At 66.5% G+C, this 18793-nt stretch carries 14 protein-coding genes; 9 read left to right on the forward strand and 5 right to left on the reverse strand.

Annotated features, from left to right (window positions below):
• The first annotated feature begins 8 nt into the window (after positions 1-8).
• The 3 genes from gltB to U1737_RS12325 all read left to right on the forward strand — a co-directional run bounded on the left by gltB (position 9) and on the right by U1737_RS12325 (position 5874).
• Positions 9-4511, forward strand: coding sequence for a glutamate synthase large subunit (gltB, locus tag U1737_RS12315; protein ID WP_332797097.1), 4503 nt, complete (start codon positions 9-11; stop codon positions 4509-4511).
• Positions 4512-4865: 354 nt separating this feature from the next.
• On the forward strand, positions 4866-5540 hold the full coding sequence (locus U1737_RS12320; RefSeq protein WP_187504475.1) for a glutathione S-transferase family protein: 675 nt from the start codon (positions 4866-4868) through the stop codon (positions 5538-5540).
• Positions 5527-5874: a tRNA-binding protein gene (locus tag U1737_RS12325; protein ID WP_332796975.1), complete on the forward strand. Its 348-nt coding sequence runs from the start codon at positions 5527-5529 to the stop codon at positions 5872-5874. The genes U1737_RS12320 and U1737_RS12325 overlap by 14 nt, the downstream gene beginning before the upstream one ends.
• A 144-nt stretch (positions 5875-6018) precedes the next feature.
• On the opposite strand, the gene U1737_RS12330 is transcribed toward U1737_RS12325, so the two are convergent.
• Positions 6019-6690 carry a YiaD family glycine zipper/OmpA-like lipoprotein gene (locus tag U1737_RS12330; protein ID WP_187504477.1) on the reverse strand — a complete coding sequence of 224 codons (672 nt, stop codon included), beginning with the start codon at positions 6688-6690 and terminating at the stop codon, positions 6019-6021.
• Positions 6691-6873: 183 nt separating this feature from the next.
• On the opposite strand from U1737_RS12330, the gene U1737_RS12335 reads away from it, so the two are divergent.
• Positions 6874-8175: a hemolysin family protein gene (locus tag U1737_RS12335; protein WP_248523702.1), complete on the forward strand. Its 1302-nt coding sequence runs from the start codon at positions 6874-6876 to the stop codon at positions 8173-8175.
• Positions 8176-8506: 331 nt separating this feature from the next.
• Here U1737_RS12335 and U1737_RS12340 read toward each other — a convergent pair whose 3' ends face one another.
• The 3 genes from U1737_RS12340 to purD all read right to left on the reverse strand — a co-directional run bounded on the left by U1737_RS12340 (position 8507) and on the right by purD (position 12144).
• A complete protein-coding gene (locus tag U1737_RS12340; protein ID WP_248523704.1) occupies positions 8507-9742 on the reverse strand; it encodes an MlaA family lipoprotein in 1236 nt (411 codons plus the stop codon).
• A gap of 145 nt (positions 9743-9887) precedes the next feature.
• The gene (locus tag U1737_RS12345) at positions 9888-10679 is read right to left on the reverse strand and encodes a helix-hairpin-helix domain-containing protein (protein WP_282580561.1); all 792 of its coding nucleotides are present in this window, start codon (positions 10677-10679) and stop codon (positions 9888-9890) included.
• Positions 10680-10878: 199 nt separating this feature from the next.
• Positions 10879-12144: a phosphoribosylamine--glycine ligase gene (purD, locus tag U1737_RS12350; protein WP_248523706.1), complete on the reverse strand. Its 1266-nt coding sequence runs from the start codon at positions 12142-12144 to the stop codon at positions 10879-10881.
• Here purD and xseA point away from each other — a divergent pair.
• The 3 genes from xseA to U1737_RS12365 are packed head-to-tail and all read left to right on the forward strand — an operon-like array spanning position 12143 to position 14655.
• Positions 12143-13567 (forward strand): exodeoxyribonuclease VII large subunit, encoded by a 1425-nt coding sequence (xseA, locus tag U1737_RS12355; RefSeq protein ID WP_332796976.1) that lies wholly within the window; start codon positions 12143-12145, stop codon positions 13565-13567. The two genes, purD and xseA, sit on opposite strands and share 2 nt — an antisense overlap.
• A gap of 12 nt (positions 13568-13579) precedes the next feature.
• Positions 13580-13780, forward strand: coding sequence for a DUF2093 domain-containing protein (locus U1737_RS12360; protein ID WP_332796977.1), 201 nt, complete (start codon positions 13580-13582; stop codon positions 13778-13780).
• The gene (locus U1737_RS12365) at positions 13777-14655 is read left to right on the forward strand and encodes a M23 family metallopeptidase (RefSeq protein WP_332796978.1); all 879 of its coding nucleotides are present in this window, start codon (positions 13777-13779) and stop codon (positions 14653-14655) included. The genes U1737_RS12360 and U1737_RS12365 overlap by 4 nt, the downstream gene beginning before the upstream one ends.
• Here U1737_RS12365 and U1737_RS12370 read toward each other — a convergent pair.
• On the reverse strand, positions 14629-15147 hold the full coding sequence (locus tag U1737_RS12370; protein ID WP_248523710.1) for a hypothetical protein: 519 nt from the start codon (positions 15145-15147) through the stop codon (positions 14629-14631). The two genes, U1737_RS12365 and U1737_RS12370, sit on opposite strands and share 27 nt — an antisense overlap.
• 268 nt (positions 15148-15415) lie before the next feature.
• Between U1737_RS12370 and U1737_RS12375 the strand changes: the two genes are divergently transcribed.
• Complete coding sequence (locus tag U1737_RS12375) at positions 15416-18355, forward strand: TonB-dependent receptor domain-containing protein (protein ID WP_332796979.1); 2940 nt, start codon at positions 15416-15418, stop codon at positions 18353-18355.
• Between the two features lie 126 nt (positions 18356-18481).
• Positions 18482-18745, forward strand: coding sequence for a hypothetical protein (locus U1737_RS12380; RefSeq protein ID WP_248523714.1), 264 nt, complete (start codon positions 18482-18484; stop codon positions 18743-18745).
• The last annotated feature ends 48 nt before the right edge of the window (positions 18746-18793 follow it).

An 18793-nucleotide genomic window follows, 5' to 3' on the forward strand; every position in this document is an offset into this window, starting at 1 on the left:
GTTCCCCGATGATCGATCAACGCGCCCGCCTCGCTGCTGAAGGCATGTACCGCCCCGAATATGAGGGCGATGCGTGCGGCGTCGGCCTCGTCGCCGCCACCGACGGACGCGCGTCGCGGCGCGTGGTGCAGTCGGCGGTCGATGCGCTGAAGGCGGTGTGGCACCGCGGCGCGGTCGATGCCGACGGCAAGACGGGGGACGGCGCGGGGCTGCACATCGACCTGCCGCTGCGGTTCTTCGACGATGCGGTCGCCGCCTCGGGCCACAAGGTGCGTCCGAACCGGCTCGCGGTCGGCATGATCTTCCTGCCGCGTACCGATCTCGGCGCGCAGGAGGATTGCCGGACGATCGTCGAGAGCGCGATCATCGAGGCGGGCTATACCATCTATGGCTGGCGCCAGGTGCCGGTCGACGTGTCGGTGATCGGCCAGAAGGCGCAGGCGACGCGTCCCGAGATCGAGCAGATCATGATCGCCGGGCCGCTGCCCGAGGAACAGGACGCCGCCGAGTTCGAGAAGACGCTGTATCTGGTCCGCCGGCGGATCGAGAAGCGCGTGATCGCGGCGCAGATTCAGGGCTTCTACATCTGTTCGCTGTCGTGCCGTTCGATCATCTACAAGGGGCTGTTCCTCGCCGAATCGCTGTCGGTATTCTACCCGGACCTGTGCGACCAGCGCTTCGAATCGCGCGTCGCGATCTTCCATCAGCGCTATTCGACCAACACCTTCCCGCAATGGTGGCTGGCGCAACCGTTCCGCTGCCTCGCGCATAACGGCGAGATCAACACGATCCGCGGCAACAAGAACTGGATGCTGAGCCACGAGATTCGCATGGCGAGCCTCGCGTTCGGCGACAATTCCGAGGACATCAAGCCGGTGATCCCCGCCGGTGCGTCCGACACCGCGGCATTGGACGCGGTGTTCGAGGCGATCTGCCGGTCGGGCCGCGATGCGCCGACCGCCAAGCTGATGCTCGTGCCCGAAGCCGCGAGCCCGGACATGCCGCCCGAGCATACCGCGATGTACCAGTATCTCGCGTCCGTCATGGAGCCGTGGGACGGCCCCGCCGCGCTGGCGATGACCGATGGCCGCTGGGCGGTCGCGGGCATGGACCGCAACGCGCTGCGGCCGCTGCGTTATACGCTGACCTCTGACGGTCTGCTGATCGTCGGGTCGGAGAGCGGCATGGTCGTCGTTCCTGAGTCCACGATCGTCGCCAAGGGCCGCCTGGGACCGGGCGAGATGATCGCGGTCGACCTCGACGAAGGGCGGCTGCTCCAGGATCGCGAAGTGAAGGATCGCATCTCGGGCGAGGCGGATTACGCCGCGATGATCGGCGAATTCCACACGCTCGCCGACCTCCCGTCGGTCGAGGATGCGGTGGTGCGCTACGATCGCGCCGAGCTCGCGCGTCGTCAGGTCGCGGCGGGCCAGACGATGGAGGACATGGAGCTGATCTTGTCGCCGATGGTCGAATCCGCCAAGGAAGCGATCGGATCGATGGGTGACGACACGCCGCTCGCGGTGATCTCGGACAAGCCGCGGCTGATCAGCCAGTTCTTCCGCCAGAACTTCTCGCAGGTCACCAACCCACCGATCGACCCGTTGCGCGAGCGGCACGTGATGTCGCTCAAGACGCGGTTCGGCAATCTGGCCAACATCCTCGACGTGCGCGACCAGCGCGAGCGCGTTCTGGTGCTCGATTCGCCGGTGCTGACGGGCGAGCATTGGGCGCGGCTGAAGGCGCATTTTGGCAATGCGGTCGCCGAGATCGACTGCACGTTCGAGGTTGGCGGCGGACCGGAGAAGCTGCGCGCGGCGATCCAGCGGATCCGCAACGAGGCCGAACAGGCGGTGCGGCAGGGCAAGAGCGAGATCTTCCTCACCGACGAGGCGATTTCCGAGGACCGTGTCGGTATCGCCGGGGTGCTCGCGGTGGCGGCCGTCCATACGCATCTCGTGCGGCGGGGCCTGCGCTCCTACGCGTCGATCAACGTCCGTTCGGCTGAGTGCCTCGACACGCATTATTACGCCGTGCTGATCGGCGTCGGCGCGACCACCGTGAACGCGTATCTGGTCGAAGCCGCGATCGTTGATCGGCAGTCGCGCGGGCTGTTCGGCGATCTGGAGCTGGCCGAATGCCTCCGCCGCCACCGCGTCGCGGTTGAGGAGGGGTTGCTCAAGATCATGTCGAAGATGGGCATCGCGGTCATCTCGTCCTACCGCGGCGGGTATAATTTCGAAGCCGTCGGGCTGTCGCGCAGCCTGGTCAACGACCTGTTCCCCGGCATGCCCGCGAAGATCAGCGGCGAGGGCTATGCGTCGCTGCACGTCAACGCGACCGACCGTCACGAGGCAGCGTTCGATCCGGCGGTGGCGACGTTGCCGATCGGCGGCTTCTATCGCCAGCGTCACACCGGCGAGACGCACGCCTATTCCGCGCAACTGATGCACCTGCTCCAGACCGCGGTCGCGACCGACAGCTATACGAGCTATCTGCAATTCTCGCGCGGGGTGTCCGACCTGCCGCCGGTGTACTTACGCGATCTGCTCCAGTTCAACTTCCCCGCGGAGGGCGTTCCAGTCGACCAGGTCGAGGCGATCACCGAGATCCGCAAGCGCTTCGTGACGCCGGGCATGTCGTTAGGGGCGCTGTCGCCCGAGGCGCACGAGACGCTGGCGATCGCGATGAACCGGATCGGCGCGAAGGCGGTGTCGGGCGAGGGCGGCGAGGACAAGTCGCGCTTCGTGCCATACGCGAACGGCGACAATGCGAACTCGACGATCAAGCAGATCGCGAGCGGCCGCTTCGGCGTCACCGCGGAATATCTGAACGCGTGCGAGGAGATCGAGGTCAAGGTCGCACAGGGCGCCAAGCCCGGCGAGGGCGGGCAGTTGCCCGGCTTCAAGGTGACCGAGTTCATCGCCAAACTGCGTCATGCGACGCCCGGCGTGACGCTGATCTCGCCGCCGCCGCATCACGACATCTACTCGATCGAGGATCTGGCGCAGCTCATCTACGACCTGAAGCAGATCAATCCGCGCGCTCGCGTCTGCGTGAAGCTAGTCTCGTCGGCGGGCATCGGCACCGTGGCTGCGGGCGTCGCCAAGGCACATGCCGACGTGATCCTGATCGCCGGCCATGTCGGTGGGACAGGCGCTTCCCCACAGACGTCGATCAAATATGCCGGCACGCCGTGGGAAATGGGGCTGTCGGAGGTCAACCAGGTGCTGACGCTCAACGGCCTGCGCGGTCGTGTGCGGCTGCGCACGGATGGGGGCCTCAAGACCGGGCGCGACATCGTGATCGCCGCGATCCTCGGCGCGGAGGAGTTCGGGATCGGCACGTTGTCGCTGGTGGCGATGGGCTGCATCATGGTCCGGCAGTGCCATTCGAACACGTGCCCGGTCGGGATCTGCACGCAGAACGATGCGCTGCGGCAGAAGTTCGTGGGGACGCCGGAGAAGGTGATCAACCTGATGACCTTCATCGCCGAGGAGGTGCGCGACATCCTTGCGCGGCTCGGCGTGAAGAGCCTCGACGACGTGATCGGCCGGACCGAGCTGCTGCGCCAGGTCAGCCGCGGGGCGGAGCATCTCGACGACCTCGATCTCAACCCGATCCTGGCGAAGGTCGACGCGGACGATTCTCAGCGGCGGTTCTCGCTGTCGACGTTCCGCAACGAGGTGCCCGACAGCCTCGACGCGCAGATCATCAAGGACGCGGCGGCGGTATTCTCGCGCGGCGAGAAGATGCAGCTCACCTATTCGGTGCGCAACACGCACCGTGCGGTCGGTACGCGGCTGTCGAGCGAGATCACGCGGAAGTTCGGCATGTCGACGCTGGCGGACGATCACGTCACGATCCGCCTGCGGGGGAGCGCGGGGCAGTCGCTCGGTGCGTTCCTGTGCAAGGGGATCACGCTCGAAGTGTTCGGCGATTCGAACGACTATGTCGGCAAGGGGCTTTCGGGCGGTACGATCATCGTGCGGCCGGCGGTGAGTTCGCCGCTCGCGAGCCAGGACAACACGATCATCGGCAACACCGTGCTGTACGGCGCGACCAGCGGACGGCTGTTCGCGGCGGGGCAGGCGGGCGAGCGGTTCGCGGTGCGCAATTCGGGCGCGAGCGTGGTCGTCGAAGGCTGCGGCGCGAACGGGTGCGAATACATGACCAACGGCATCGCGGTGGTGCTGGGCAAGGTCGGCGCGAACTTCGGCGCGGGCATGACCGGGGGGATGGCGTTCGTCTACGATCCCGACGGCACGTTCGAAAAGCGCGCCAACCCCGAGAACATCACTTGGGACCGCGTGAAATCGCTCCACTGGGCCGACGTCCTGCTCGACCTCGTTCGCGATCACGCCGACACCACCGACAGCAAATGGTCGAAGGGCCTGCTCGAGGACTGGGACCGGGTCGCGCCGCATTTCTGGCAGATCGTGCCGAAGGAAATGCTGACGCGGCTGAGCCATCCGTTGGATGACAGCGCGGAGTTAGTCGCGGCGGAGTAAACGACGCCACACAAACACCACCCCGGCGAAGGCCGGGGCCCAGTTGGGGGACGTCGCAAACGAAGGAGAGCGCTTCGTTACGGCGACCTTTCCAACTGGCCCCCGGCCTTCGCTGGAAGGGTGTAATAAGTTGGTTTCGCGCAGAGGCGCAGAGGCGCAGAGGACGCCGAGGGGTTTCGCCCGGAACGGGCTGCTTGCATGCCAACGGACCTTGTTCACATGCGCGCTTCGCGACAAGCGCAACACCTCCGCGCTCTCTGCGCCTCTGCGCGAACAAAATCTTCTTGCCACAAACGCAACGCCGACCAACCCGCGCTAGTGACACAGCTGCCCCCCACCGCCTAAACGAGGCGCATGTGGCAGCTTTATCAATTTCCCCTGTGTCCCTTCTCGCGAAAGGTGCGTCTGCTGCTGGGCGAGAAGGGGGTCGGATACGAACTCGTCCGCGAATCGCCCTGGGATCGCCGCGACGAGTTCATGGACATGAACCCCGCCGGCCAGACCCCGGTGATGGTCGACGCGTCGCGCGGCGTGGCCCCGCTGATCGATTCGATGGCGATCTGCGAGTTTTTCGAGGAAACCGTCGAGAAGGCGGCGATGATCAACGGCACCGCGACCAATCGCGCCGAGATCCGCCGGCTGGTTACGTGGTTCGACACGCATTTCTACCGCGACGTTACCGGACCGCTGCTCCACGAGCGGATGGTCAAGCGCCTCGCGCACCGCGCCGCGCCCGACGCCAAGGGTCTGCGTGAGGCGATGAAGGCCGCGGTCGGGCATCTCGACTATATGGATTACCTGCTCGATCACCGGAACTGGCTCGGCGGCGCGACGATGAGCCTCGCCGATCTCGCGGCCGCCGCACAGATTTCGGTCACCGATTATCTCGGCGGGATCGACTGGAAGGGCCACGACCAGACCGCGCGCTGGTATCGCGGCTTCAAGAGCCGGCCGAGCTTCCGCCCGCTGCTGTCCGAACGAATGGAGCTGATCTCACCCCCGGCGCACTACGACAATGTCGATTTCTGACCCGATCGCGTTCGCAGACTTCGAGAAGGTCGACATCCGCGTCGGCACGATCGTCGATGCCGAACCCTTTCCCGAAGCGCGCGAGCCCGCGTTCAAGCTCCGGATCGATTTTGGCGCGGAGATCGGCGTGAAGCGCTCCTCCGCGCAGATCACCGAGCACTATACGCCGGAAACACTGGTCGGCCGCCAAGTTGCGGCGGTGGTCAACTTTCCGCCGCGCCAGATCGGCCCGATGATGTCGGAGGTTCTGACGCTTGGCTTCCCCGACGCGGATGGGAAGGTCGTGCTGATATCGCCGAGCCAAGACGTACCGAACGGCGGACGACTCTTCTGAAAAAGATCCTCCCCCGCCAGGGGGGAGGTGGCTGGCCTTTGCCAGACGGAGGGGGAGGAAAGGGAAACCGCTGTTCCGTGTCCTCCCCCTCCGTCACCTTCGGCGACACCTCCCCCTGGCGGGGGAGGATCGCAAGGGCGTTTATTATCGCATGTCGCTCTGCGTGATCGGGACGATCTTCACTTCGACGCGACGGTTCGCAGCCCGGCCCGCATCGGTATCGTTCGACGCGATCGGCTGCGTCTCGCCGTAACCGCGCGTGCCGATACGGGCCGTCTGGACGCCGTGGCCCGCCAGATAGTCCGCGACGGAGCGCGCCCGGCGTTCCGACAGCGTCTGGTTGTACGCGTCGCTGCCGGTCGAATCGGTGTGGCCGTACACGTCGATATAGGTCTGGTTATACTGCGACAGCGTATCCGCGACCTGGTCGAGCGTACGCTGGAACTGCGGCTGCACCGTCGCGCTATCATAGGCGAAGGTGATGCCCGACGGGATGTTGAGCACCAGGTCGTCGCCCTGGCGGATCACCTGCACGTCGGTCCCTGCGGTGCGCGCGCGCAGGTCGCGCTCCTGCTTGTCCATGTACGCGCCGATGCCCGCACCCGCCAGGCCACCGATGCCCGCACCCAGCAGCTTTTCGGTCCGGTCGCGACGACCGCCGACCACGTCGCCGAGCAGATAGCCGCCGAGTGCACCGCCGATGCCGCCCAGGGCAGTCTTCGAGATGGTTTGGCGACCGGTCTCCGGATCGGTGGTGCAGCCGCTGGTGGCGATCAATGCGGCGATTGCGGCACCTGCGAACATCTTGGTTTTCATAGATAAACTCCCTGAGACATGATCGATGACGGCGTTATGCCCGATACGGCCGATAACCCGGTGTAGCGACGATTGTTCCGCCTGCGCACTGAACCGAGCCTGACCATCTTGGTGGCGTAATGTCGAGCATGTGCAAGGACGGTTGTGCGACGGGCCGTTGTCCTGCAAAGAGACGGCGAGCCAATGGCACCGCTTCCCCCCTTCCCCTGGATCGACGTCGCGATCATCCTCGCGCTGGTCGCGTTGAACGGTGTGTTCGCGATGAGCGAGCTCGCGATCGTCTCCGCGCGGAAAGCGCGGCTCGAGGCGATGGCGCGCCAAGGCAAGAAGGGCGCGCGCGCCGCGCTGGTGCTCGCGGCCGACCCGGGCAAGTTCCTGTCGACGGTCCAGATCGGGATCACGCTGATCGGCATCCTGGCCGGTGCCTATTCGGGCTCCAGCCTCGGCATGCCGACCGCCGCGCGGCTGCAGGCCTGGGGGCTGTCCGCCTCGACCGCCGAGACCGTCGGGTTCGCGATCGTCATCGGCCTGACCACCTATGCGTCGCTGATCATCGGCGAGCTGGTCCCCAAGCAGTTCGCGCTCCGGGCGCCAGAGGCGATCGCCTCGTTCATGGCGCCGGTGATGCGCTGGCTCGCGATCGGCACCGCGCCGATCGTGCTGGTGCTCGATTCGACCAGCGCGCTGATCTTCAAGCTGCTTCGGCTCAACCGCGAATCGGAAGAACACGTTACCGCCGAAGAGCTCCACATGATCGTCGCCGAGGCGTCGAAGTCGGGGATCATCGAGGAGCATGAGCGTTCGATCATCTCGGGCGTCGTCCGCCTCGCCGACCGCCCGGTCCGCGAAGTGATGACGCCGCGCACCGAGATCGACTGGCTCGACTGCGACTGGGGCCCCGACGAGATCCGCGAAACTTTGCTCGCGTCGCAGCACACCCGCCTGCCGGTCGGCGAAGGCTCGATCGACGCGGTCAAGGGCGTGGTCCAGGCGCGCGACATCGCCGCGGCGCTGTTCCGCGGCGAACCGATCGACCTGCGCGCGCTGATGCGCAAGGCGCCGGTCGTGATCGACCAGATCGACGCGATGGACGCGCTGCTGGCGCTGCGTGAGGCCGAGGTGCCGATGGCGCTGATCCACGACGAATACGGCCATTTCGAAGGCATCGTCACGCCGGCCGACCTGCTCGCGGCGATCGCCGGCGAGTTCAAGTCGGACTCGGATCCGGACGACGCGCCCTCGGTGGTGGTCCGCGACGACGGCTCGCTGCTGGTGGCGGGGACGATGGCGGCGGATTCGCTGGCCGATCGCCTCGGTATAGACCTGCCCGAGGACCGCGACTACGCGACGGTTGCCGGGCTGGCGCTGTCGGTGTTCCGCCATCTGCCGGGGGAGGGCGAGAGCTTCGTCGAGCAGGGGTGGAAGTTCGAGATCGTCGATCTGGATGGGCGGCGCATCGACAAGCTGCTGGTGAGTGAAGTCTGAGGGGAAGGTTCTCCTGCGTTGCCAGGAGAACTCACGGTGCATGGGCGAGCCTGCCGCCTCCAAATCCCGTCATCCCAGCGGAAGCTGGGATATCCCCGTTTGATGCGCGATCTATCCCAATCAGGAGACCCCAGCGTACGCTGGGGTGACGAGCGTTGGGGCGCCCCTCCGTTCGTCTTGAGTGGCTGCTGAGCTTGTCGAAGCGGCGTATCGAAGGACAGGTTGGCGCGCGGAACCTGTGCTTCGATACGAGCCCTCGATACGCTCCTGACGGAGCTACTCGGTCTCTACTCAGCACGAACGGAGAGGGGGGGTAAGGCACCTCCTTCGTTCAGGGACGAGCTTCGGATCCGCTAGTCGCGTCGCCACCGGGAGCAGCAGTCGCGGGCGCCGCCGCAGGTACACCAACGCCGGGAGCCGCCACCGCGGGCGCCGCCGCCGGCACATCGACGGCAGGCGCACCGCTGGAACTCTCGCCCGGCACCGCCGAGACCGTCCCCGAATCGGCCGCGGCGCCCGGCTCCAGATACTTCGGCACGAACGGCACCACGCTCGGCGGCGGCCCCGACATGCCCGCCGGATCGCCCTCGACGCGCCCGTGGAGATGGTCGATCTCCGCCTGGCGCCGGTTGAGATAAAAGGCCCGCGTCGCCGCGTACGGATCGGGCGAATTGTTGTGCAGGTCCTTGAGCGTCTGATCGAACTCCGACCGGTGATCGAGCGCACCGAGGATACCCGCGGGAATCGTGTAGGTCGCGCTGGTGAACGGCTTGCCGACGCCGACCGGCAGGATCAGGCGATCGACCGCGCCGCCGAGAAGGTCGCGCACCGTCGTCGGTCCGACCAGCGGCAGGAACAGGAACGGGCCGTTCTTCACGCCGTAATAGCCGAGCGTGTTGGCGAACCCGTTCGAGCGCCTGGGCAGGCGGAACGGCTTGCGCTTGGCCATGTCGATCACGCCGACCGCGCCGATCGTCGAGTTTATCGCGAACCGCCCGACCGTCTCCGCCGCCTTGCCCGGCTTGAGCTGCAGCAGGAAATTCAGGAAGACGATCGGCTCGCGCAGATTGTAGAGGAAATTGTGGATGCCGCGCCGGATCGGGCTCGGCACGGTCTTCTTGTAGGTCCGCGCGACCGGGCCGATCACCGCGTCGTCGACTTTCTGCGTCACCGCGAACGACTCGGCGTTGGCCGCGCGCAGCGGATCGCTCGCGCTCTCCTTGCGGCCGGTGACGATGATGTCGGTCTGCGTGCCACGCTCGGTCGCCGGCGTGCGCAAGGGTGGCGCGCGCAACGGTGGCGGGCCGACCGGAGGAATCGCCTGCGTGGGAAGCCCCTGCGGCGAAAACTCGACGGCTGGAAGCGAGCCGATCAGGGCCAAAGGGGACGTTGCCATCGATATCGGCAACGATACGGGAATTGTTACGGGGATCGACGCCGGTACGGGGAAATCGCCGGCGAACGGCGATGGCGTCGCGCCGGGCACAGCGACCGGTCCGGCGACCGGTCCGGTCGTCGGAAGCACCGGCGCGGTGGTCAGCAGCATCGCACTCATCATTGCCAGCATGTGCACTCATCGCCCTGTCTAATACCGCCCTCATACTTCGAGGTACGACACCGCGTGACATGCCCGTCGCCGCCCGCGCGGCATAGAGCCAATCGACATCCGCCGCGTGCGCGTGTCGTGCTGCCGGTCGATCGACCGACGCGGGTTACAGCTTGCCGAACACCGCCTCGAAGCCTGCCTTGTCGCCGGCCGCCAGCAACCGCGCCTGTTCGATCCAGCGATCGCGCCCCATCCGTCCGGTGAAATTGCCGAGCTGTGCGTCGATCGACTGCGCCTCGCTCTCCGACAGCGCGGCCATCTGGCCGACCGTCGTGACGCCGAGCGCGCCGAGCTGCGTCGCGACCTTGGGCCCGAGTCCCTTCAACTGCGTCACCGGACCATCGGCATAGGATTGCGCCGACACGGGAGGGGCGATCGGGGCGGATTCGGCCGGGGCCGGCACCGCTGGCTCGGGAGCCGGGCTGGGCGCCAACTGCGTGGGGGCGGGGGCCGGTTCGTCGATGATCGGCGGCTGCGGCGCGGCGGGCGCGGCCGTGCGCTCGATCGTGGGCGATGGCGATGGCGATGGCGCGGGCGAGGGCGATGGCGATGGTGCCGGGGTAGGAGCGACCGTCCGCGTTTGCGTCTGGGACTGCTCGGCCCTGCGCGGCTCGGCCCCGTGCGGCGGGGCTGGAGCCAGCGCGACGGGTGCCGGCTCGGGAGCTGGCGCGCGCGGCGACTCGACCGGTACCGGAGCAACGCCGGCTTCCTTGGCATTCGCGATCACGTCGCGCGACGCCTTCACGCGGCTGCGTTTCGCCTTGATGCCCCAGATCAGGCCGATCACGACGAGCATCGCCACCACGGCGATGATCGTGAAGTGGATCGCGGTCAGCGTGGCGATGCCGTCGGGCAGCAGGCTCATGCCCGAGGCGGAGGTCGCGGAAGTTTCGTTCATGCTCATACTCGTAGCGCCACGCGAGGGAGGCGGCGAGAGGTAATTGGGTTAGGTAGCCATGTCTGATCCTCCCCCGCCAGGGGGAGGTGTCGCCGAAGGTGACGGAGGGGGAGGACGCGGAACAGGGGTTACCCTTTCCTCCCCCTCCGTCTGGCAAGCGCCAGCCACCTCCCCCTGGCGGGGGAGGATCAGACGTGCATCAAGCCTCGCGCGCGATCTCGCGCCAGCCGATGTCGCGGCGGTAGAAGCCTTCCGCGAAATCGATCGCCTCGACCGCGCGATAGGCGTTCGCCTGCGCCGTCGCGACGTCGTCGCCGGTCGCCGTCACCGCGAGGACTCGCCCGCCCGACGCGACCAGCCCGCCGTCCTCGAGCCGCGTGCCCGCATGGAACACCGTGCCGCCAGCCGCCCGCGCCGAATCCAGCCCGACGATCGCGCCGCCCGCCTTGGGCGTCCCCGGATAGCCCTCAGCCGCCATCACCACCGTCAGCGCAGTCTCGTCGCTGAACTTCGCCGCCGGCATATCGCCGAGCCGTCCTTCCGCCACCGCCAGCATCGTCGCGAGCAGGTCGCCCTGGAAGCGCATCATCAGCACCTGCGTCTCGGGATCCCCGAACCGCGCATTATATTCGATCAGCTTCGGCCCCTGCGGCGTCAGCATCAGCCCCGCATACAGCACGCCGCTGAAGGGCATGCCTTCCGCTGCCATCGCCGCGACGGTCGGCGCGACGATCTCGTCGATCGCGCGCTTTTCCAGCGCAGGCGTCAGCACGAGCGCTGGGCTGTATGCGCCCATCCCGCCGGTGTTCGGCCCGGTATCGCCCTCGCCAACGCGCTTGTGATCCTGCGCGGAGCCGAACGGCATCAGCGCCACGCCGTCGGTCAGCACGAAAAGGCTCGCCTCCTCGCCCTCCAGGAATTCCTCGATCACCGCCTCGGCTTCCCCGTCGGCGAACAGCGCGTCGAGCGCGGCATCTGCCTCGGCGGCGCTGAACGCGATGACCACGCCTTTGCCCGCAGCGAGGCCGTCCGCCTTGATGACGACCGGCAGCGAGAAGGTGCGGGCGAGCGCGGCATCCGCCTCTGCGCGGGTCTTCACGCGGACATAGCCCGCGGTCGGAATGCCGGCGCGCAGGCACAGGTCCTTGGTGAAGCCCTTCGACCCCTCGAGCTGCGCCGCCGCCTTCGACGGCCCGAACACCGGAATGTCCGCCGCGCGGCAAGTGTCCGCCAGCCCGTCGACCAGCGGCGCTTCCGGCCCGATCACGACCAGCCCGACCTCATGCTCGCGCACGAACGCGACGACCGCGGCATGATCCGTCGCATCCAGCGGCACGAGCGTCGCAATGCGCGCGATCCCGGGGTTGCCCGGCGCGGCATACAGCGTATCGAGGCCGCGAGATTGCACCAGCTTCCACGCGAGCGCATGTTCGCGACCCCCCGAGCCCAGCAGCAGGACGTTCATGCCCGATCCCTTTTCCGATGAATTGTCCAGCGACATGGGGCGGCTGGTAGCCGAGCAAGTCCCCGGCGACAACGCACTGGCGATGTCGGTCGGCGAACTCGCCTTCAAGCTGAAGCGTATGGTCGAGGGCGAGTTCGGCCATGTCCGGCTGCGCGGCGAGATCTCGGGCTGGAAGCGCGTCGCGTCGGGGCATTGCTATATGTCGCTCAAGGACGACCAGGCGGTGATCGACGGCGTCATCTGGAAGGGCAATGCGTCGAGCCTCGCCTTCGTGCCGCAGGACGGCATCGAGGTGATCGCGACCGGCAAGCTCACCACCTATCCCGGCCGCTCCAAATACCAGATCGTCATCGAGCGGATGGAGCTGGCAGGCGCGGGCGCGCTGATGGCGCTGCTCGAAAAGCTGAAGGCGAAGCTGGCGGGCGAGGGGCTGTTCGACGGTACGCGGAAGAAGGCGCTGCCGTTCATGCCGAAGGTGATCGGCGTCGTCACCTCGGGGACGGGCGCCGTCATCCGCGACATCCTCCACCGGCTCGAGGATCGCTGCCCGACGCACGTCATCGTCTGGCCGGTCAAGGTGCAGGGCGAGGGTTCCGCCGCCGAGATCGCCGCCGCCGTCCGCGGGTTCGACGCGCTGGTCCCCGGCGGTCCGGTACCGCGGCCCGATCTCGTGATCGTCGCGCGCGGCGGTGGCTCGGTCGAGGATCTGTGGTCGTTCAACGAGGAGGTCGTCGTGCGTGCTGTGGCGGCGTGCACGATCCCGATCATCTCCGCCGTGGGCCACGAGACCGACACGACCTTGTGCGATTTCGCCGCCGACCTCCGCGCGCCGACGCCGACCGCGGCGGCCGAGATCGCGGTGCCGGTGCTCGCCGACCTGCGGCTGACGATCGACAGCCACCGCAACCGCACCGAACGCTGCGCCCGCCGTCATGTCGAGCGCGGTCGCGAGCGCCTCGACGCGCTGGCGCGGCTGCTGCCGAAGCGCGACCAGTTGCTCGGGCCGCAACGCCAGCGTGCGGACGATTTCGGCCAGCGTCTGGATCGTGGGCTGGAGCGTCGCCTGACCTTGGCGCGCGGCAGTCTCGACCGCTCGGGCGCCGCACTCCGGCCCGCCACGCTCGAGCGTAAACTCGAAGCCAAACGCGCGCAGCTCGACGCGACCTGGCGCCTCGTCCAGTCGCTCAACCCCGACGCGATCCTCGACCGCGGCTATGCCCGCGTCACCGCCCGCCCCGGCGGCGAGACGCTCGCCTCCGCCAGGTCCGCACGCGACGCGGGGACGCTGACGCTCCACTTCCGCGACGGCGTGGTGGACGCGGTGATGGACACCGGCCTTGAGCGCCCCGCCGCCAAAACCTATGCTGCCCCCAAGGCGAAGGCCGCGCCCGATCCGGCGCCACGCCAGCCCACCCTGCTGTAGAGAAGACCCGCAATGCTGATGTCCAACTCCGACCGCGCCGCGCGGCTGCATTATATGGCCAACGGATTCCGCGTGCTCAGCCCGGGCGACCACGTCCCCTGCGCCGCGACCGGCCACCGCATTGCGCTCGAAGACCTGCGCTACTGGAGCGTCGCCCGCCAGGAGGCATATGCCACCGCTGCCGCCGCCAGCGAAGCGATGGCCCCCCGATGATCCGCGCGGCGATCCGGGCGGCGGTGCTCGTCCTGCTGGCCGCGACCAGCGCCACCGCCCAGCAAGCGCCGCCGCCGACTACCGCAAGCCAATCCGCCTTCCGCTGGACCGGCACGCTCAGCCAGGGTGGCCTGATCCTCGGCACCGCTCCCGCCGGTACGCGCTCGGTCGCGCTCGACGGCAAGCCGATCTCGCTATCCCCGGACGGTCGCTTCATCGCCGGTTTCGACCGCGACGCCGGCCCGCAAGCCTCGCTGACCGCGACGCTCGCGGACGGTCGCAGTGTTACGCAAAGTCTCACGATCGCGCCGCGCGCCTGGCGGATCGAGCGCCTCGACACGCTTCCGAAATTCCCCGCACCCGACCCGGTGTTCGCGAAACTCCGCCCGCCCGAACTCGCGCAGATCGTCGCCGCACGCGCTCGCAGCACGGACGCGCAGGGTTGGCGTCAATCCTTCGCCTGGCCCGCTACCGGCCGCATATCCGGCCTGTTCGGCGCACAACGCGTCTACAAGGGCGAGCCCGGTAGCTATCACTCGGGCACCGACATCGCCAAACCAACCGGCGCGATCGTCACCGCCCCCGCCGACGGCGTCGTGATCCTCGCCGCCGACCGCCCCTTCACGCTGGAGGGCAACCTCCTGATGCTCGACCACGGCATGGGCCTCAACAGCGCGTTCCTGCATCTGTCCCGCATCGACGTGAAACCCGGCGATCACGTGCGCCAAGGCCAACCGATCGGCGCCGTCGGCATGACCGGCCGTGCGACCGGCCCGCACCTCCATTGGAGTCTCAAATGGGGTGATGCGAAACTGGACCCGATGCTGGCGGCGGGGGCGATGCCGGGCTCAGCGCAATCGCTTCACGAGAACTGAGCGTCCCTTGCCGATTGTCGCGCGATAACCGCCGAGCGAGGCCTGTTTTACCAAGATCGCGGTGCCAGGCCTGGGCGGGGCGGGGATCGCATCGATGGTCTGCCATTCGGTGCCGTCCGCCAGGCGTAAATTCCAGCGGCCGGTACTGGCGGCGGCTATGGCCGATCGGATCGTCGAATCGAGCTGGTCGACTTTGGTCGCCTTGTCCGCGGCACCTCCCCCGAAAAGATCGGTTGGACGACTAGGCAGGCCGAACCCCGCCCGCTTGTCCGCGACCACCTGCTTGCGGTCGATCACGAGGATATCGCCGGATCGCTCGGCGATGCTCGCCGATGCCGCCGCCGCGTCAAAGCACGCAAGACGTTCGGCGTCGGCCTGGATTGCCCGGCAGCGTACGATTCCCGTCAGCGGATTGGCTAACCGGCCATCCTGCGCAACGGCGGTAACGGAGAACAGAAGGCCGGCGAGCCCGAGCGGTCTTAAGAAACCCATGTCGTTGCATCCGCTGTGCGTGAAGATCGATGTCTGTCGACTTTGCCGATCGAAGTCGAGCGTCCTCTCCACATCCCCCGAGACCCCGGGTGTTGCGAACCCGTATGAGTGTGACACAAATGGTACAATCGATCAAAAATAGGCGGAATGGAACCGATCGACGTTGTGCAATCGCGGTAATGTACGCAATCTTCGGTCATCCGCGGCATGCCGCCGGTGCGATTGTTCGGCCCGAACCCTAACAGGGCGGCCAAATAAAGGGGTTTATATGACGAACATTTTCCGGGGGCGCTTGCTCGCCTCGAGCCTTTTGGTGGGTATTGCGTTGGTTGCGAGCACCTCTGCGCACGCGCAGGACGCTGGCCAGATCTCCACGCCCAACGGCGCTGCGCCCGCCGAGGGCCAAGATGCGGCTGCGAATGGCGGTGACATCGTCGTTACCGGTACGCTGGTTCGTAATCCAAACCTGGTTCAGTCGTCGCCGATCAATTCGGTGACCTCGGAGGAGCTGCAGCTTCGCCAGACCAACGTCGCCGAACAGTTCCTGCGCGAACTGCCCGGTGTCGTCCCTTCGATCGGCAGCGCCGTGAACAACGGCAACGGCGGCGCATCGTTCGTCGATCTTCGTGGCCTTGGTACGAACCGCAACCTCGTCCTTCTCGATGGTCGGCGTATCGCGCCGTCGGGTCTGGCCGGCGTGGTCGATCTAAACAACATCCCCCTCGCGTTGGTCGAGCGTACGGACATTCTGACCGGTGGTGCGTCCACCACCTACGGTGCAGACGCAGTGGCCGGCGTCGTCAACTTCGTGACCAAGCGCGATTTCTCGGGCGTCGAAGCAAACATCAGCAATCAGATCACCGAGCGCGGTGATGGCAATGTGTTCCGCGCAGACCTGACCATCGGTGCGAACTTCGGCGATGGGCGCGGCAACGCGGTGTTCAGTGTCGGCTATCAGCAAGCGGATCCCGTCACGCAGGGCAAGCGCGACTTTTCCGTCAACAACATCGATTCGTACACCGGCTTGGCAGGTGGGTCGGGCACGACCGTTCCTGGACGCTTCACCGGCCTGGGCCTGGGTACGAACCAGCAGATCGATCCAGCTACCGGCCGGCTGGTCCCAACCTTTGCTCTGTTCAATTTCAACCCGCAGAACATCTTCCAGACGCCGTTCACGCGCTACAACATGTTCGGCGCGGCGCATTATGAAGTAACGCCAGGCATCGAGATTTATAACCGTGGCCTCTTCTCGCGCAACACGGTGCAGACCGTCATCGCGTCGTCCGGCACGTTCGGCAACTCGCTGACGATGAACTACTCGAATCCCTATTTGCCTGCCGCAGCGCGTGGCCAGATCTGTTCAGCAAACGGTCTGACCGTGGCACAGTGCAACGCAGCGGCGTCCGCCGCCCCCGGCAGCGCGGACTATCGCACCTTCACGACCGTTGCTTCACGGCGCTTCGTCGAAGCCGGGCCGCGCCTGTCGACCTACACCACGACGGTGTTCGACTATCAGGCAGGTATCCGCGGCGACATCACCGACACGATCGGCTTCGATTTTGGCGGTAACTACGGTGAGAGCGAGAATGTTCAGCGCCAGACCGGAAACGGCACGCTGACCCGTTTGCGTCAGGCCTCGCTGGCGACTAGCACCACCGCGTGCGTCGATCCGTCGAATGGCTGCGTGCCGATCAATCTGTTCGGTGAAGCCGGAACGATCACTCCCGATCAGCTCGGCTATCTTCTGGGTGTCACGAACAGCACGCTGACCCGCACGACGATCGCGCAGGTTCACGGCGTTGTGAATGGCGATTTCGGCGTGGCCAGCCCGTTCGCAACGCAGGCGATTTCGTTCGCGCTCGGTGCCGAGTACCGCAAGTACACCGCGGCGGTGATCTCCGACGAACTGACGCAGCGCCCGAACGAAGTGCTGGGCAACGGCGCGGCATCGCCCGACGTCGCCGGCCAGTACAACGTCAAGGAAGCGTTCGGCGAGTTGATCATGCCGCTCGTCGAGGACAAGCCGTTCTTCCACAGCCTGACGCTGGAAGCCGGTGGCCGTGTTTCCGACTATTCGACAGCCGGAACCAACTGGACTTGGAAGGTAGGCGGCTCCTGGGAGCCCGTCACCAGCCTGAAGATCCGCGGTAACTACCAGAAGGCGGCGCGTGCGCCGAATATCGGCGAGCTGTTCTCGCCACTGGTCACCGGTCTCGACAATTCGGCCCTAGATCCCTGCGCGGGTGCGGGTGTAACCGCCGGCAGCGCCTTGGGTGGCGTTTGCGCCGCCCAGATCGTTGCTGGTGGTGCCACGCAGGCTCAGGCCAATGCTCTCGTGGGCAACATTCCTTTGCCGTCGGCCGGGCAGGTTAACATCAGGCAGGGCGGCAACGCCGCTCTGGGTGTGGAAACGGCCAACACTTGGACGGTCGGCGCCGTGTTCCAGCCCGAATTCGTGCGCGGCTTCAATATCAGCGTCGATTACTTCAACATCAAGGTTCGCGATGCGATCACCTCTCCGACGGTCGGCGATGTGCTTGGTGCCTGCTACACGCCGCTTCAGGCAGCAACCTCGCTCGGCTGCCAGGCGATATCGCGTAATCCGCTCGACGGCAGCCTGAACGGCAGCGCCGATGGCTTGTCGGTGCCGCTTTCGAACCTGGGTCGCCTCACGACCGACGGTATCGATGTGGCGGCGAACTACCGCAGCGATCTGGGCTTCGGTAGCCTGGCACTGTCGTTCATCGGCACCTGGACAAACAGCAGGAAGTTCCAGGCGACTCCGACGTCCATCAACCGCGAATGCGTCGGCTACTACAGCGTGAACTGCGGCTCGATCCAGCCGGAGTTCAGCTTCAACCAGCGGACCACGCTGACCATCGGTGCGGCAGACGTCTCGCTGTTGTGGCGCTATGTCGATGCGGTGAAGTACGAGCCGCTCGCACTCGCAGACGACATTGCTGCGGGCGGTGGTCCGTTGGATCGGTTCCAGCGCATCGGTGCGGAGCATTATTTCGATCTGACGACCCGGTTCGGCGTCACCGACAATTTCGACCTGACGCTGTCGGCAATGAACCTGCTCGACAACAAGCCGAAGGTTGTTGGTTCGACGATCGGCGCGACGGCCTATAACAGCGGCAACGTCTATCCCTCGACGTACGACGCCCTGGGTCGCCGTTTCGCAGCAAGTGCCCGCCTTCGGTTCTGATCTGAGGCGGATCTGACTAACCAACTATATGACGGAGGTGGGCCAGTCCTGCCTCCGTTTTTGTTTGAGCGTGGCGATCGGCGTTGATAGTCTTCGATGTCAGATGGCGTAATCGAAGGAATAGCGATGACGATCAGCATTATCCTGTTGGCGTTGACTGTGGCCGGCGCGCCGCCAGCGCTCCAAAGCAATGCATCGGCCAATGAACCGGCAGCACAAGCGGCTAAAGACGAGCCAAAACCGATCTGCCGTCGCTATGCGCAAGTCGGATCGAACATCGCGCGGCGTAAGGTTTGCATGAGCAAGGCCGAGTGGGACCAGGCGGCCCGCTCCAGCCAGGAGTTGGGACGAAGCATGCTGCCCACCCTGACGGCTCCCGGCGCTCAGTAAAGGGCACATGCCGTTGCTCCGTCCGATTTCCTAGGAGGCGGGGCGCAA

It is taken from the genome of Sphingomonas fucosidasi (genome assembly GCF_036663855.1).
In the GTDB taxonomy this organism is placed as follows: Bacteria; Pseudomonadota; Alphaproteobacteria; order Sphingomonadales; family Sphingomonadaceae; genus Sphingomonas; species Sphingomonas faeni_B.